Annotated in this window: 14 protein-coding genes, 5 tRNA genes and 1 riboswitch; of the genes, 18 read left to right on the top strand and 1 reads right to left on the bottom strand. The window is 31.3% G+C overall.

What is annotated here, in order from left to right; translation table 11 throughout:
- Window positions 1–156: 156 nt before the first annotated feature.
- The 4 genes from spoIID (at window position 157) to LL038_RS17975 (ending at window position 3,682) form a co-directional block, all read left to right on the top strand.
- The gene (gene spoIID, locus LL038_RS17990; RefSeq protein WP_216125288.1) at window positions 157–1,245 is read left to right on the top strand and encodes a stage II sporulation protein D; all 1,089 of its coding nucleotides are present in this window, start codon (window positions 157–159) and stop codon (window positions 1,243–1,245) included.
- A 134-nt stretch (window positions 1,246–1,379) separates the two neighbouring features.
- Window positions 1,380–2,144 (top strand): M23 family metallopeptidase, encoded by a 765-nt coding sequence (locus LL038_RS17985; RefSeq protein ID WP_216125290.1) that lies wholly within the window; start codon window positions 1,380–1,382, stop codon window positions 2,142–2,144.
- Between the two features lie 123 nt (window positions 2,145–2,267).
- A complete protein-coding gene (gene spoIIID, locus LL038_RS17980; RefSeq protein WP_216125292.1) occupies window positions 2,268–2,522 on the top strand; it encodes a sporulation transcriptional regulator SpoIIID in 255 nt (84 codons plus the stop codon).
- Window positions 2,523–2,647: 125 nt separating this feature from the next.
- Window positions 2,648–3,682: a rod shape-determining protein gene (locus LL038_RS17975; RefSeq protein WP_216125294.1), complete on the top strand. Its 1,035-nt coding sequence runs from the start codon at window positions 2,648–2,650 to the stop codon at window positions 3,680–3,682.
- A 115-nt stretch (window positions 3,683–3,797) separates the two neighbouring features.
- Here LL038_RS17975 and yyaC read toward each other — a convergent pair whose 3' ends face one another.
- Window positions 3,798–4,361 (bottom strand): spore protease YyaC, encoded by a 564-nt coding sequence (yyaC, locus tag LL038_RS17970; RefSeq protein WP_216125296.1) that lies wholly within the window; start codon window positions 4,359–4,361, stop codon window positions 3,798–3,800.
- A gap of 164 nt (window positions 4,362–4,525) precedes the next feature.
- Here yyaC and LL038_RS17965 point away from each other — a divergent pair, with 164 nt between their 5' ends.
- The 14 genes from LL038_RS17965 (at window position 4,526) to LL038_RS17900 (ending at window position 17,139) form a co-directional block, all read left to right on the top strand.
- Window positions 4,526–5,125, top strand: a complete 600-nt coding sequence (locus LL038_RS17965; protein ID WP_216125298.1) for a hypothetical protein — start codon at window positions 4,526–4,528, stop codon at window positions 5,123–5,125.
- A gap of 196 nt (window positions 5,126–5,321) precedes the next feature.
- Window positions 5,322–5,396: transfer RNA gene (locus LL038_RS17960), tRNA-Thr, on the top strand.
- 5 nt (window positions 5,397–5,401) lie between these two features.
- A tRNA-Tyr gene (locus LL038_RS17955) sits at window positions 5,402–5,486 on the top strand.
- Window positions 5,487–5,508: 22 nt separating this feature from the next.
- Window positions 5,509–5,584 (top strand) — tRNA-Val (locus tag LL038_RS17950).
- Between the two features lie 30 nt (window positions 5,585–5,614).
- Window positions 5,615–5,689: transfer RNA gene (locus LL038_RS17945), tRNA-Thr, on the top strand.
- A gap of 5 nt (window positions 5,690–5,694) precedes the next feature.
- Window positions 5,695–5,779, top strand: a tRNA-Tyr gene (locus tag LL038_RS17940).
- A gap of 108 nt (window positions 5,780–5,887) precedes the next feature.
- Window positions 5,888–5,990, top strand: a riboswitch (SAM riboswitch).
- Window positions 5,991–6,075: 85 nt separating this feature from the next.
- Window positions 6,076–7,251 (top strand): methionine adenosyltransferase, encoded by a 1,176-nt coding sequence (metK, locus tag LL038_RS17935; RefSeq protein WP_071614815.1) that lies wholly within the window; start codon window positions 6,076–6,078, stop codon window positions 7,249–7,251.
- Between the two features lie 225 nt (window positions 7,252–7,476).
- Window positions 7,477–9,702, top strand: coding sequence for an ATP-dependent RecD-like DNA helicase (locus LL038_RS17930; protein ID WP_216125300.1), 2,226 nt, complete (start codon window positions 7,477–7,479; stop codon window positions 9,700–9,702).
- A 46-nt stretch (window positions 9,703–9,748) separates the two neighbouring features.
- On the top strand, window positions 9,749–10,777 hold the full coding sequence (locus LL038_RS17925; protein ID WP_216125302.1) for a hypothetical protein: 1,029 nt from the start codon (window positions 9,749–9,751) through the stop codon (window positions 10,775–10,777).
- Entirely contained in the window at window positions 10,750–11,430 is a 681-nt protein-coding gene (locus LL038_RS17920) for a ComF family protein (protein WP_216125304.1), read from the top strand. Before LL038_RS17925 ends, LL038_RS17920 begins: the two co-directional genes overlap by 28 nt.
- Before the next feature lie 496 nt (window positions 11,431–11,926).
- Window positions 11,927–12,478: a ribosome hibernation-promoting factor, HPF/YfiA family gene (hpf, locus tag LL038_RS17915; RefSeq protein ID WP_216125305.1), complete on the top strand. Its 552-nt coding sequence runs from the start codon at window positions 11,927–11,929 to the stop codon at window positions 12,476–12,478.
- 180 nt (window positions 12,479–12,658) lie between these two features.
- Window positions 12,659–15,166 (top strand): preprotein translocase subunit SecA, encoded by a 2,508-nt coding sequence (secA, locus tag LL038_RS17910; RefSeq protein ID WP_375293027.1) that lies wholly within the window; start codon window positions 12,659–12,661, stop codon window positions 15,164–15,166.
- A gap of 94 nt (window positions 15,167–15,260) precedes the next feature.
- Window positions 15,261–16,368, top strand: a protein-coding gene (gene prfB, locus LL038_RS17905; protein WP_253200314.1) for a peptide chain release factor 2 whose coding sequence is annotated in 2 segments (ribosomal slippage) — window positions 15,261–15,338 and window positions 15,340–16,368 — 1,107 coding nt in all. Because the reading frame shifts where the segments join, the coding sequence is not laid out codon by codon here.
- Window positions 16,369–16,617: 249 nt separating this feature from the next.
- Entirely contained in the window at window positions 16,618–17,139 is a 522-nt protein-coding gene (locus tag LL038_RS17900) for a DUF421 domain-containing protein (protein WP_216125308.1), read from the top strand.
- Window positions 17,140–17,298: the final 159 nt, after the last annotated feature.

Below are 17,298 nucleotides of genomic sequence, written 5' to 3'. Positions count from 1 at the left end.
TAAATAACAATATATTCCGATTTTTTTATAATGTTTTTTAAAAGTGTACAAGTTTTATTATCTAACATAGGCTCAATAGTCCTAAAAAAGTAATAATTTTTATGTTTAATTAATATGTATAGAGTAAAACTTGTTTATAACGAGGGGGAGGAAAAAATGAGAAGAGGTTTTAGTGCAATACATTTAAAGAGCATTATTCTATTAATAATTGCGTTTGTTGGATTTGTAGTGATTACGTCTGTGTTAATAGTGGGGATTGGAAATAATAAATATATAAATATACAGAAAGATAAAAATAAAAGCACTGTAGTTAAAGCAGGAGATAATAAAAGCAATATAGCTAAATCAGGAGATAATAAAAGTGTTATGAAATATGATTTAATGCCAAAAGTTACTAAAATAAGGGTGTTTATGACAAAAGAAAATACTATAAAAGAACTTAATTTAGAAGATTATGTTACTGGAGTCGTGGCATCAGAAATGCCTGTTGAATTTGAGGTAGAAGCTATAAAAGCTCAAGCAGTAGCTGCTAGAACGTATGCTTTAGCCCATGTTACTTTATTAGGTGGAGTGGGATGTAAAAACGGAAAAGGAGCTAATGTATGCGATACAGTTCACTGCCAAGTTTATATGACTAAAGATGAACGTGTAAAAGTATGGGGTAGAGTTAATGGTGAAGAATACTGGAATAAGATTAAGAATGCTGTTGAAGCAACAGCGGGTGAAGTTTTAACATATAATGATAATTTGGTAATGGAGCCATATTATTTTTCTACAAGTAGTGGGGAAACAGAAAATTCTGAGGATGTATTTAGTACGAGTGTACCTTATTTAAGGAGTGTAGCAAGCCCTGGTGAGGAAAAATTAAAAAATAGTAAAAGTAGTAAAACTTTTGGTTATAAAGAGTTAAGTCAAATTATAAATAAAAATTACGATAATGCTAGAGTATCCTCTTCTGACATTAGAAACCAAATAACAATAATTGATAGAACTCAGGCTGGAAGTGTTAAGAACATTAAGGTAGGAAGCATAACTATGACAGGAAGTAAATTTAGAACAATGCTCGGTTTAAAATCAGCTAATTTTATAATAAAATTTAATTCAAGTAGTATAGAAGTGGATTGTAGTGGATATGGTCATGATGTCGGAATGAGTCAATATGGAGCAGAGGTTATGGCCAAAGATGGAAAAAAATATGTTGATATTTTAACTCATTATTATCAAGGCACCGCCGTATCTAAATAAAAAACCATATAAATAAGGCTGGTTATCCTATATAGAGGTATAACTGGCCTAAAATTTTGAAAAAAAGTAAAATAATTTAATAAAAATGTATGTTTTATTAAATTATGGACAAAAATACAAATGGAGGTGTTTGTATGAATAAAAACGCAAACAATAAGGCATTAAACTTTTTCAAGAAGGAGGGCTTCTACGTAATTTTATTTGTTTGTTTATGTATAGTAGCTACAGTGGCATCTATAACAGCAAATAATAAAAGTAAAATTGCAAGCAATCAGGAAGCAGTACAAAAAGAACAAGCTAATGCAGGTAATGTAACTGGAGGGAATCAAAAGGAATACGATGGTGCTCTTCAAGTGAAAAAAGAAAATATAGCTAAGACTAAAGAACTTAAACCAGTGCCTAACATAAAAAGTGTAGCAACTGCTGCAGTTTCTGGCTCAGTTAATGCTCAATTTGCAAATCCAGTGGCTAATGGGCTACTCGCAAGAGCATATTCAAAAGAAATTGATTCAGTAGTGTTCAAGACTGATGGAAGCTATAGAACAAATTTAGGAGTTGACATTCAAGCTAAAATAGGCGAGCCAGTGGTTGCGGCAATGGATGGAATAGTTAAAGAAGTTGGTACTGATGTTGTAGGTCAAAATGGAAATATGGTTGTAATAGATCATCAAAATGGGCTTGTTACTAAATATACTAGCTTAAGTGAAAAAATATTAGTAAAAAAGGGCGATAAAGTAAATAAAAAACAGCAAATTGGTACAGTGGGAAACTCTAGTTTAAATTCATATAAAGAAGTATATGGTTCTCATTTGCATTTTGAAGTTTCGCAAAATAATACGAATATTGATCCTGCTAAATATATAAAATATGATAAATACCAACCTGCAAAAACAAAATAAAAACCAATGACCATCTCAATTAGTTGTTTTTCCGAAATATATGGTCAGATGACTAATTGGAATGGAATTTAAAAGCAAGGTATTGCATATTTATTAATATAGAAGGGTTTAGGAGGTAACACTTTGAAAGACTATATTGAAGACAGAGTATTAGAAGTTGCTAAGTATATTATTGAGTCGAAATCCACAATAAGAAGAACCGCCAAGGTGTTTGGAGTTAGCAAGAGTACTATACACAAGGATATGACGGAGAGATTACCGACATTAAATCCTAAAATTGCTAGTCAGGCAAAAATAATTTTAGATTTAAATAAAGCTGAAAGACATATTAGAGGTGGAGATGCTACTAGGCTTAAATATAAGGCAATTGAAGGATAAAACATTTCAAACTAAAAACCATAAAAAATATTATTGGTAAAAAAGGATATTTTTATGGCTTTATGTAATAGAGTTTAGTATAATTTAATTATCTAATATACTAAAGAGCAGGAGTGAGTTTTGAGATGTTTTTTTTAAAAATGGGCACAGACATGGGAATTGATTTAGGAACAGCAACGGTACTTGTATATATCAAAGGAAAAGGCGTTATTTTAAAAGAACCTTCTGTTGTTGCCATAGATAGAAATAATAATAGGGTACTAGCAGTTGGAGAAGAAGCTAGGCAAATGATAGGAAGAACGCCAGGAAATATTGTGGCAATACGTCCTATGAGGGACGGTGTTATTTCAGATTATGATATAACTGAAAAAATGTTAAAGCACTTTATAAAGAAGGCTTGTGGTAAAAGAAGATTATCCGCCCCAAAGGTTGTTATTTGTGTCCCTTGTGAATCAACCGAAGTGGAAAGAAGAGCGGTCGAAGATGCAGCTAGAAATGCAGGAGCTAAGAAAGTTCAACTTATAGAAGAACCTTTAGCGGCAGCGATAGGAGCTGGACTCGACATTAGTAAAGCAAGTGGTAATATGGTTATTGATATTGGTGGAGGGACTACTGATATTGCAGTTATTTCTTTAGGAGGCATGGTCGTACGTGAATCTATTAAAGTAGCTGGAGATAGGTTTGATGAAAATATCATAAAATATATTAGGAAAAAGCATAAATTAATGATTGGAGAGAGAACTGCAGAGGATTTGAAAATCAACATAGGTTGTGCTTATAGACAAGATGAAGAGGAAAGTATGGAGATAAGAGGAAGGGACTTAGTTACAGGTCTTCCGAAAAATCTGGCAGTAACATCCGAGGAAATGAGAGAAGCTTTAAAAGAGGCAGTATCGCAAATAGCGGGATGTGCACATTCAGTGTTAGAAAAAACACCACCTGAGTTATCGGCGGATATAGCTGATAAAGGTATAATTATGACTGGTGGAGGTTCATTGTTAAAGGGACTCGACAAATTAATACAAGAGGTTACTAAGGTTCCGGTATATTTGGCTGAAGATCCGATATCATGTGTAGCACTCGGAACAGGTAAAGTATTGGATTATGTGGATAAGCTAGGTAATTCATTTGGTGGATATAACAATTATTTATCAAAGTAAAAAGTGTAAACAAGCTATAAAAATAAGCAATACAATTATTTTATTAATTGTATTGCTTATTTTTATATATTTTAAAAAAAGCGTAAATGTTGTTAATTATTATATAAAAAATTAATTAGAGCATGTTGATAGGAATTATATTATTTTGATCAGTGGTAAGTGAGTATAAATAATATGAATGTATAAGGGATCTACTTAAAACATTAGCAATTTCCATTACTAAACTAAGTCTTATGTTTCTATTAGTGAATAATTCACTATCATCACTTGAATCTACTATACCTACTAATGAGACATTGCCTACTTGGGGGAGGTTTTTACCTACACCTTTACCAGGATGAATTGGATAATTCCTAGCTTGGATTTCACCAATATTTGAAATATCGCCAAGACATGCATCAACACCTATGATAGTACAGTTTGGATGTTTTGTGTTTATTTCAGATAACTTACTATCTATGTTTAAGGCATGAATCGGATTATCTATAGTGCCATAAACGGGCAATGGAAAGGAACTATTCTTTAAAAAGGTACCAACCAAAGGTCCAAGGCAATCACCTATACATCTATCGGTACCTATGCAAACGACTAGAGTGTTTTTGTCAATATAGTCTTTTAGAAAATTAGAAATTGTATAGTATGCTAAAGGGTCTTTATAATGGGTTTTAGCTTTGCTCAAGAAATATACCTCCTTGCATTTTTGCCTTTGAAAAACAATTCTTATTTATTTTCCTATGAATCATTTATATGAATAAACTCCGAGCATTATTATTATAAAGAATAAAAAAATCATTAATTGGCAAAGAATCTATATATATAATAATTATTTGGGGTGATTTTTTTATGAAAAGAATTAATTCATTATTCATTATTATATTCTCTACTTTAGTAAGTGTGATTAGCATGGTTTCATATCATTACTATGTTGATAATTTGCATAAACCTGAGGTGGCTGAGTATACAAAACATTCTAATTCAAGAACAGCTAATAATGATGGTGTTAAAGTGCTTATAAAGGATGATATGCAGGATAAAAAATTGAGTAGTAATTATAAAAACGAAGAAGAAAAGGTGAGTAGTAGTAGTTCAAATGTAATTTCATCAGATCTAGATACTAAAAAAAATGAGGAGGAGAAGGATAGTCTAGAAAATTATTATAATTATATAGAAAAAAATGAAAAAGCAGTCTTTAAAGTATCCGCATCAAAAATAGAAGAAAATTTAACTGCTTCTGATAAAATCAAGTTATTGTATGTAAGCATGAAGTTAGATAAAGAGGAGTATAAGAAAGTGCAGGAATATTTATATGCCAAAGATGCTGAGGGGGGTGTTCTTAAAGCACTTAAATTATTGAAAAAGGATTTATCAGAAAAAGAATATGACAAAGTTAGGAAGGTAGCTGGAAGGTTTATAGATATGAACTTGGCAGAAGAAATGAATTAACTATATTTAAGCGAGTTATATGAAAAAAACTTTTAAAAAATAAAAAGTTGTATTAGCGTTTAATACTGAGTAAATATGAGAATGATACAGTAATATAGAGAAGAAGTTGTTTATTTAAGGAAAATAAATTTGTAATTTATTATTTTAAGTTGTATAATAATCCTTGTCGACACGGCAAACAATATATTAATAATATGCTAGCATGGCTCAACGGTAGAGCAGCTGACTTGTAATCAGCAGGTTGTAGGTTCAATTCCTATTGCTAGCTCCACATATGGAGGAGTTCCCGAGTGGCCAAAGGGGGCAGACTGTAAATCTGTTACGTAATGTTTCGATGGTTCGAATCCATCCTCCTCCACCATTTATTGTGTTTATTTAATTCTGGGAGCATAGCTCAGCTGGGAGAGCATCTGCCTTACAAGCAGAGGGTCACAGGTTCGAACCCTGTTGTTCCCACCATAATAATTTTTTATAATCAAATAAGTATATGCTAGCATGGCTCAACGGTAGAGCAGCTGACTTGTAATCAGCAGGTTGTAGGTTCAATTCCTATTGCTAGCTCCACGTATGGAGGAGTTCCCGAGTGGCCAAAGGGGGCAGACTGTAAATCTGTTACGTAATGTTTCGATGGTTCGAATCCATCCTCCTCCACCAAAAGACATCAATAGATGTCTTTTTTTACTTATTTAATTTAAAAGTAATTGAGATATGTTGACACTGCTGATTGCATGTGGTAGTATAATGAAAACTTAATATTGATAACTCTTATCAAGAGAGGTGGAGGGAAAAAGGCCCTATGAAACCCGGCAACCGGTGCTATGCACCATGGTGCCAATTCCTGCAGGTATAATCTGCAAGATAAGGGAGATGGATAAAACACCTCTTCTTATTTTTGGAAGGGGTTTTATTTTTATAAAAATTATTATTTAGCATTAGAAAGGAGAATTAATATGAAAAGATTATTCACATCAGAATCAGTTACAGAAGGACATCCAGATAAAATTTGTGACCAAATTTCAGATGCTGTACTTGATGCTATATTAGAACAAGATCCTTACGCTAGAGTTGCTTGTGAAACTGCAGTTACTACTGGAATGGTATTGGTTATGGGAGAGATAACAACTAATTGTTATGTAGATGTTCCTAAGGTTGTTAGAAATACTATTGAAGGTATAGGATATACTAGAGCGAAATATGGTTTCGATGCTAGTACATGCGCAGTAATTACATCTATTAATGAACAATCATCAGATATAGCTATGGGTGTTGATGAAGATTTAGAGTCTAAGGAAGGCCGTACATCGAAAGTTGATTCAATAGGCGCTGGAGATCAAGGTATGATGTTTGGGTTTGCCACTAATGAGACACCAGAGTATATGCCTCTTCCGATTTCTATGGCACATAGATTAGCAAGAAGATTAAGTGAAGTAAGGAAAGATGGTACATTAAAATACTTGAGACCAGATGGAAAAACTCAGGTTACTGTAGAGTATGAAGACAATAAACCAGTTAGAATAGATACTATTGTTATTTCAACTCAACATGGAGTAGAAGCAACTCATGATCAAATTGAAAAAGATTTAATAGAAAACGTAATAAAGCCAATAGTTCCAAGTGAATTATTAGATGAAAATACGAAATATTATATAAATCCTACAGGTAGATTTGTAATCGGAGGACCTCAAGGTGATTCTGGTTTAACAGGAAGAAAAATAATAGTTGATACTTATGGAGGATCTGGTAGACATGGCGGTGGATGTTTCTCAGGAAAAGATCCAACGAAAGTTGATAGATCAGCTGCATATGCTGCAAGATGGGTTGCTAAAAATTTAGTAGCTGCAGGGGTTTCAGATAAATTAGAAATTCAGTTAGCGTATGCTATAGGTGTAGCCAAGCCAGTATCTATAGAAGCAGAAACTTTTGGAACAGGAAAAATTTCTGACGATAAAATAGTTGCAATAATCGAAAAAGTATTTGATTTAAGACCAGCTGTTATTATAAGAGAATTAGATCTTAGAAAACCTATTTATAAACAAGTAGCAGCTTATGGACATTTTGGAAGAAATGATCTAGATTTAAGTTGGGAAAAATTAAATAAGGTTGATGAAATAAAAAAATATTTATAATATAAGTAAAAAAGGATGACAATTAATAATTGTTATCCTTCTTTTGCGTATATAATTATTAATTTTAAAGTAAGATAATTATAAAATCATATTTATTATACAGTTTATGGATTATTAATTAGAATTTTGATAAAACTTAAGATAGAGGTATACTATTGATAAAAGTTGTATAACACATATGATATAATAATATTATTATATAAATTTATAAATAGGGGAGATTTTATGTCAGAAATACAAGGAACAATCGAAGATATAGTATTTCATAATGAAGACAATGGATATATAATTGCTCATTTAAATGATAATAAAAAACAAATAACCGTGGTTGGCGTTGTGCCATATATAAGTGAAGGGCAGAATCTGAAGTTAACTGGAGAGTGGGTTAATCATCCTCAATTTGGTAAACAATTTAAGATAGTCCAGTGTGAGGAAATTATACCTAGTTCACTTATGGGTATAGAAAAATATTTATCTTCAGGAGTTATTCAGGGAATTGGACCTGTAACTGCTAAAAAAATAGTACAGCGCTTTGGCGAAGATACTATGAACATATTAGATAATGAGATAGAGAAATTAAAAGAAATAGATGGTATAGGACAAAAAAAGATTCAGTTAATATTCGAATCTTACGCAAAGCAAAGAGAAGTAAAAAATATTATGATATTTCTTCAAACATATGGAGTAACACCTAGTCAATGTGTAAAAATATATAAAAAATATGGAGCAGAATCGATAAAAGTAGTTCAAGATAATCCTTATGTACTAACTGAAACTATTTCTGGTGTAGGATTTAAAATTGCAGATAAGATAGCGAGAAGTTTAGGGATTGACAAAGAATCGCCTTTTAGAATACAAAGTGGAATTAATTATGTGGTTAATGAATTTTGTGCTATGGGAAACACTTATATGCCCCTTTTAAAATTGTATAAGCAATCTAAAAACATCCTTGGGGTTACTGATGAAGAAATTGAGAAAAATATTTATGATAATGTATTGAATGGTAAATTGAAAATTGAGAATATAGATGAAGAAGACTGCGTTTTTACTATGCCTTTTTATTATTGTGAATTAAGTATAACTAAAAAAATTATAACCTTATCTATAGAAGAGTATGAAGAATTAGAAATAGATGTAGAAGAGAAAATTAATGATTTTGAGAAAGAAAAAAATATACAATTTGCGACTTCTCAAAGGAGTGCAATTTGCGGGGCTATGGAAAATAGTATTGAAATTATAACAGGAGGGCCAGGTACGGGTAAAACAACTATAATCAATTGCATTATAGAAATGTTTGAAAAAGCAGGACTTAAAGTGTATATGGCTGCACCTACAGGCCGCGCTGCGAAAAGAATGACTGAAGCTACTGGACGTGAAGCGAAAACAATACATAGACTGCTAGAGCTCGGGATAGGTGGAGATGACAGTTCACAGTTTACTAAAAGCGAGGAATCTCCACTTGATTGTGATGTATTAATTGTTGATGAAGCATCTATGATAGACATAATGCTTATGAATAGTTTGTTAAATGCGATTACAATAGGGACTAGACTTATAATAGTTGGTGACGTTGATCAGCTGCCATCAGTTGGACCGGGTAACGTTCTGAGAGACCTTATTGATAGCAAAAGTGTTAAGGTGGTTAAACTTAAGGAGATCTTTAGGCAAGCACAGGAAAGTATGATTATTGTCAATGCCCATAAGATTAATAATGGTGAAATGCCTATTCTAAATAAAAAGGGTAAAGATTTTTATTTTATTGAAAACAATGAACCGGAGAAAATTTTAAATAACATAATAACTTTAATAAATACAAGACTACCTAATTTCAACAAAGAATGGGATAAAATGAAGAACATTCAAATATTATCACCCATGAGGAAGGGCATACTTGGCATAGAGAATTTAAATATCGAGCTTCAGAAAATATTAAATCCTAAAATTAAAGATAAAAAAGAAAAAGAATTTAGAAATACGATATTTAGGGTTGGTGACAAGGTTATGCAAATAAAAAATAATTACTCTATGAAGTGGCATAAAATGAATGCAAAAGCAGAGGATGGCACTGGAATTTTTAATGGTGATGTAGGGTATGTAGAAGATATTAATGAAGACAATGAGAATGTTGTTGTCATTTTCGATGATGATAAGCGTGTAGAATACGAGGGTGTGAATTTAGATGAACTAATGCTTGCTTATGCTATAACAATACATAAGAGTCAAGGAAGTGAGTTTGAAGTTGTAATTATGCCTATGTTCATGGGGCCACCACTTTTAATGAATAGAAATTTGCTCTATACAGGTATAACTAGGGCTAAAAATATGGTTGTTTTAGTGGGCGAGAGAAAAGCTATTAGTTTCATGAAAGACAATAACAGAAGTTTCGAGAGATATTCTGCACTGGGCTTTAGAATAAAACAAATAGTAGATGCAAATCTGAGTCTAGATTAATATTACGACGCCACAGGTGATTATTTAATTATAAAGGAGATTTTACATGGTTTACTACGCAAAATTAAACCTTAGTAAGGAAAAAGATGAAATTAGTAAGGGGATTTTTAAAGCTTATATAAATGGTGAAAATAATATTGATATTGTATCTGTATTTTATAATTCCTCTGATATATTCTTAAAAACGATAGTAACATATGCAAACGAAAACAAAAACATATTATATATAACTAATGAAGATGAACGTAACATTGATATTCTTTATTATATTAATAAATATAGCAATCTAGGTCAATATGTGTATTCATCTACAACGAATTATACGAGCGAAAGTGGGTATTTATACATATGCAGCCATGAGAATGCATTAAAACTACAAGAAAAATTTGATTTGGTTATTTATAATGATATTAGGAGTTTCCCGAAGTTTAATAAAGAGCAAATAAAAAATATATTACTGAAAATGAGAGGCGAAGAGGGGTTAGCTATAGCATACTGTGTAGAAAATGTTTTAAGTGAGGATAATACAATTATGTTTCCGATAAAAAATGCTAATATCCCAATTATTGAGCCTAGGATTATAACTACTAGAATAAATCTTAGTTTGGATATACCTTTAGTAGTTTATGAATATTTAAATTGGTCAATAATATCTAACAGAAAGGTAATAATATTTGTGCCAGACGCACAAAAAGTTATGTCTGTATTCGCGTACCTTAGTAATTTTAAAAAGAAGTTAAGTGAAAATATAGTTTTATTTATTAAAAGTAGAAGTGATGATAATATTAAAGTAAACTTTATGAATAAAGATAAGGGAATACTCGTAACAAATGACTTTGAAGAAAACTATTTAGAATTCCATTCGATTGATGTTATAGTTTACTTTGCTGATAACGTGAAATTCGACTATAAACAATTGTTTTTTTTATCAAGTAAAGTTGGAAGATTTGAGAATATACAAAGGGGTGAGGCTATATTTTTAGCTAATGCTCAAACTGTTCAAATGGATAAAGCTAAAAGTATGGCTAGTAAATTTAATGAGAAAGCGTGGGAAAGAGGATTATTAAATATATAAAAAAGATACTTTACTGTTTAGTTCAAGTTATATATTCTGGTGATGAATCATGCGTAATATGTAGTGGATATAGTGAAGAGAGTGAAGCGCTGTGCACTGTATGTAGAAAAAAACTTAGACGCTCCGAGGAAAGTTTTTATATAGGTAGTAGTGAAGAAGAATACATTGCAAGGTCAGTGTTTTATTATTCGAGTATTGTTAAAGAACTAATTATTAGACTTAAATATAAAAATGATTTTATATGCGGCGAAATTTTGGCTAAATATATGCTGGAATCTGTTAAAAATAATTATTTGGAGATTGATTTAATATCTTATGTACCTATGACTAAAAAAGCTCAAAAAAATAGAGGATATAATCAAAGTGAGTTTCTAGCAAAATACTTAGCACAATTTTCGAGTATTCCAGTTATATGCAACTTGGTTAAAACGGAAGATACTAAAGATCAAATAGGTCTAAGTGGCGACCAAAGGTGGGACAATATGAAAAAATGCTTTGAAATTAAAGGGAGCGAGTTTATAAAAAATAAAAATATTTTACTTGTAGATGATGTTATAACCACTGGAGCTACAGCGTTTCATTGCGCACATGTGCTAAAAAAGAACGGAGCAAATAATATTTTTATATTGACTATAGCCAAAAGTAATGTATAATACTGATTGTAGTAAGTTAGGTTTGTGGTTGAAAGTCGAGGCCAGTCGCAGGCGAAACGATCCACGTAAGTTAAACAAAGTTTAGTGAGCATGGTGCGGCTTAGAGGTTAGTCCTGCCGTTTTAACGAGCGAGAGTGTTAGTAGTGAGAAGGTAATTCTGGGTAGCAAAAGCTCCAGCAGGCGAGTGTGGGGGCAAAGACCAGGTCAACTAACTTACTATATAAAAACTCCTAATATTATATTAGGAGTTTTTATTTTTTTTGTTTGTGTAAACGATTGAAATACAAAAAACAATTATAGTCAATTAACAATTCACATAAAGAAATAGGGTAATAATTAGGAATATTAAGGGATTGTTATTTAAATTGCTTTAATATTACGTAAATTCTGAATTTATGGTTGCTATTTAGCATTAAGTGTAATAGAATTGAGATACAAAACATATAGCATGCTTAAATATAGAACGTTATATGGATATTAGAAAGGGGTTGTACGTATGAAAATTAAAGTAATAGGAAAAAACATGGAAGTAACAGAAGCATTAAAAAATATGATAGACAAGAAAGTATCTAGATTAGATAAGTATTTTAATCCGGATGTGGAAGCTCAGACAACCATGAGTGTCCATAAGAACAGACATACTATAGAAATTACAATACCTTTTAATGGAGTTGTTTTGAGATCAGAAGAAGTAAATGATGATATGTATACTTCCTTAGATCTTGTTGTTGACAAATTAGAAAGACAAATCAGAAAAAATAAAACGAAATTAGAAAAAAGAAATAAAGGAACGTCCCTTAAATTTCAGGGTATACCACAATATGATAATAGTGAAGATGATGGTTTAGAACCTAAAATAGTAAAAACAAAGAAATTTGCATTCAAACCAATGTCTGCAGAAGAAGCAGTGCTTCAAATGGAGTTAGTTGGACATAGTTTCTTTGTATATATGAGTGATGGTAGTACGGAAGTAAATGGTAATTCAGAAGTGAATGTAGTATATAAAAGAAAAGATGGAAATTATGGGTTGATAGAACCACAGTTTTAAAATTTAAAGGATTAAAGTAATCATGTTTACTTTAATCCTTTTTTAGCTTTAACGTTAAAAATAGAAAATTATTAATAAAAAATTAATAGAAATTATAGAATTGTATAAGTTGAACAGAATTAAATTAAGTGGTATACTTTACAAGTGTATATTTTGGAAGTATTAAAAAGAATAGTGAGGATGAAAAATATGAGTTTAATTAAAAAATTATTTGGTAGTTATAGTGATAGAGAAATAAAAAGAATAGTTTCAACAGTCGATAAAATAGAAGCATTAGATTCAATGATGACTAACTTAAGTGATGAAGAACTTAAAGCAAAAACAGAAGAATTTAAGACTAGTTTAAGTAATGGAAAGACGTTAGAAGATATTTTGCCTGAAGCATTTGCAGTAGTTAGGGAAGCTTCATGGAGAGTTCTTAAAATGAAGCATTTTAGAGTGCAACTGATTGGTGGAATAATACTTCACCAAGGAAGAATAACAGAAATGAAAACTGGTGAAGGAAAGACACTTGTGGCTACGCTTCCATCATATTTGAATGCCCTAGAAGGAAAAGGTGTTCACGTAATTACAGTTAATGATTATCTTGCAAAAAGAGATAAAGAAGAGATGGGTAGAATACATGAGTTTTTGGGTCTTACAGTAGGCGTAATTATTCATGATATAGATCAAACTCAAAGGCAAGCGGCTTATAATGCAGATATAACATATGGTACAAATAATGAATTCGGATTTGATTATCTAAGAGATAATATGGTTGTTTATAAAGAAGAAAGAGTTCAAAGGAAATTAAACTTTGTAATAGTGGATGAGGTTGACTCTATATTAATAGATGAAGCTAGAACACCACTTATAATATCTGGAGAAGGAGAAAAATCTACAGACTTTTATAAAGTGGCAGATCATTTTGTAAAGACATTAGTAAAAGAAGAAGATTACACTATAGATGAAAAAGCTAGTGCTGTTATAATGTCTGATGAAGGTATAGATAAGGCTGAAAAGTTTTTCAGTTTAGAGAACTATGCTGACGCAGAAAACATGAATATACAGCATCACGTAGTTCAAGCTTTAAAAGCAAACTATATTATGAGAAAAGATAAAGATTATATGGAAAAAGATGGAGAAATAATTATTGTAGATGAATTTACTGGAAGACTTATGGAAGGTAGACGATATAGTGATGGGCTTCACCAAGCGATTGAAGCAAAAGAGGGTGTGAAAATTGAGAAAGAGTCAAAAACTCTTGCAACAATTACATTCCAAAACTATTTTAGAATGTATACAAAGATTGCAGGTATGACTGGTACTGCGCTTACAGAGGAAAATGAGTTTAGAGAAATATATGGACTTGATGTATTAGTAATACCTACAAATAAGCCTTTAGCAAGAATTGATAATGCAGATTTAGTTTTTAAAACTGTTAGAGGAAAGTATAAAGCTATAATAGATGAAATAGTTGAAACTCATAAGATAAATCAACCTGTACTTGTAGGTACTGTAAGTATAGAGAAATCAGAATTATTATCTGAAATGCTTAAGAGAAAAGGGGTTCCTCATCAAGTACTTAATGCTAAATACCATGAAAAAGAAGCGGAAATAATAGCTCATGCAGGGTCACTTGGCATGGTTACTATAGCAACTAATATGGCAGGGCGTGGTACGGACATTAAACTTTTCGATGGTGTTATTGAAGTTGGTGGACTTAAGATAATTGGAACTGAAAGACATGAATCTAGGCGTATTGATAATCAGCTTAGAGGTCGTGCTGGTCGTCAAGGTGATCCAGGAAGTACAAGATTTTACATATCACTAGAAGATGATTTAATGAGAATATTTGGTTCAGAAAGACTTCAAGGGGTTGTAGGAAAATTAGGATTAACTGATGAAGATGCTATTGAAAGCAAAATGGTAAGTGGTGCTATAGAAAGTGCTCAAAAGAAGGTTGAAGGAAATAACTTTGATATAAGAAAAAATGTTGTTCAATATGATGATGTAATGAACCAACAAAGAGAAATAATTTATAAACAAAGAACAGAAGTTCTTCAAGGTGAAGATACTAAAGATGAAATTGAAGATATGATAAAAGATGTTATTTTTACCACAGTTGATTCGCATATTACTGATGTTGAGGAAGAACTTGACGAAGAACTTTCAAAATTAATTAGCTATTTTGAGGAAATATTTCTTCCAAAAGATATGGTTACAGTAGATGAACTTGGTAAATTAACTAATGAAGAAATCAAGGAAAAACTCTTAGAAATTGCTCAGAGAATCTATACCCAAAGGGGAGAAGATTTTGGTGATGAACAAATAAGAGAAGTTGAAAGAGTTATTCTTTTAAGAGTAGTAGATAGTAAATGGATGGATCATATTGATGATATGGAACATTTAAAGCAAGGTATTGGACTTAGAGCTTATAAACAGCAAGATCCAACACAAGCGTACCAAATGGAAGGTAGCGACATGTTTGCTGAAATGATATATAACATAAAGACAGAAACTATTAAATACTTATTCCATGTTCAAATAGAAAGAGCACCAGAGAGAGAAATGGTTGCACAAATAACATCAACCAATCATGATGATTCTCTTAAACAAGAACCAACTATAAAAGAATCTAAAACAGGAAGAAATGATGAATGTCCTTGTGGTTCAGGAAAAAAGTATAAAAACTGTTGTGGCAGATAATAGTTATAACACGATAAATTAGTTAGAAGTTAAAAAAGAGGCATACAATTTACGTTGCATGCCTCTTTTTAATATTATAAAAGAGGTGTTAATATTGGTAATATTAGTTGAAGAAATATTGAGTGATTTAAACATATTAAAGGGCAATGTCGAAGAAATAAGGGTGTCTCTTTGACGTAACATCTATGGAAAAAGAGCTAAAGGAATACGAGTTTAAAATGCAGGAACCCAGTTTTTGGGAAGATATTACAAAAGCTCAACAAATTACTAAGTTGGCTAAGGGAATTAAGGACAGAATTGATAGATTTAATCTATTGATTAGTAAGATAGAAGATTTAGAAATGTTAACGCAGTTAAGCTCCGATGAAGAGGATGATTCATCTTTATTAGAAATAAAAGTTGAACTTAAAGATTTAGCTCATATTGCTGATCAGTTTAGGTTAGAAATTTTATTGTCTGGAAAATATGATAAAAATAATGCTATTTTAACACTTCATACCGGTGCGGGTGGAAGTGATGCTCAAGATTGGACAGAAATGCTTTATAGAATGTACTCAAGATGGTGTGAAAAAAAAGGATATAAAGTTGAAGTTTTAGATTATCAAGCATCGGACGAGGCAGGTATTAAGGCAGTCACATTAAAAATAACGGGAGAGTATGCCTACGGATATTTAATGGCTGAAAAGGGCGTGCACAGACTAGTAAGAATTTCGCCTTTTAATGCAAATGGTAAAAGGCAGACTTCATTTGCATCTTGTGAAGTTCTTCCTGAACTTACTGAGGATCAAGATATTGATATAAAGGCTGATGACCTTAGAGTAGACACATATAGGTCCGGAGGTGCAGGAGGTCAACATGTAAACAAAACTGACTCAGCTATAAGGATTACGCATATTCCTACGGGTATTGTAGTGCAATGTCAGAATGAGCGAAGTCAGCATAGCAATAGACAAACTGCAATGAAGATGCTTATGGCAAAACTCTTGATTTTAAAGGAAAGAGAGAAAAAGGATAGGATAGAAGACTTAGCCGGAGACTTGAAAGAGAATGGGTGGGGAAGTCAAATTAGATCATATGTATTTCATCCATATAGTATGGTTAAGGATCATAGAACTAATATAGAAGTAGGAAATGTAGACGCAGTTATGGATGGGGATATTGATGTTTTCATTGAAGAGTATTTAAGACAAAGCAATAAATAACTTATTTTTGATGGATAATAGAAAAAGATAGTTATATAATAGAAAAGCAGTAGAATATTTTAAATATTCTACTGCTTTTCTATTATATAGGAAACTGCTGTAGATAATAGTGCTAAAAAGAAAGCTTTGTTTCAAACTGTAAGCAAGAGATTACTTATATACTGGTTATGATGTTTTAATTATGGTAAAATAATACTTAAATATAGTCATTATTATATTAAATAATAATTGGTAAAATCGAGGTGGATTATGATAGCAATAATATTTCCATATTTGAAAATTGTATTAAGTTCTGCAAGTGTATATATTTTTATTGTATTTGCCATAAGACTGTTTGGTAAAAACGAATTAGCTCAATTATCGGTAATTGACTTAGTTTTCATTTTACTTATAAGTAATGCCGTTCAGAATGCAATGGTAGGTACGAATTCAACATTAGGAGGCGGAATAGTAGCAGCAACATCATTATTTGCCGTAGACTATTTATTTAAAAATATAATGTATCGTTTTCCTAGATTTAATAAGTTAATACAAGGAGAACCATTACTATTAATTTATAATGGTAAAATCAATAAAAAAAATATTATTAAAGCTAAGATTCCAATGGATGAAATTATGGAAGTTATTCGCGAACATGGAGTATCTAAGATCGAACAAGTGGATTTGGCAGTATTAGAAGTTGATGGAAATATAAGTGTAATGTCTGGAGGAGCTGGACACATGACAACTAAGAGGAAAAAGGCACATAAGACAATTACAAAGAATACATAAAACAAAATTACTTGACATTGCCGCTGCGTGAAGGTATATAGTTACATTATTCGGAGGTGATAACATGGAAAAGGAATAGTATTTAATAAGTGTATTATATTTTTATATTATAAAAGGTTGTATCAAAATAAATTGATACAACCTTTTTTGTCTATAAAA

Source organism: Clostridium estertheticum, assembly GCF_026650985.1.
GTDB lineage: Bacteria > Bacillota > Clostridia > Clostridiales > Clostridiaceae > Clostridium_AD > Clostridium_AD estertheticum_C.
The sequence above is the reverse complement of the archived record's forward strand: the minus strand, read 5'-3'. Positions and strand labels throughout refer to the sequence as shown.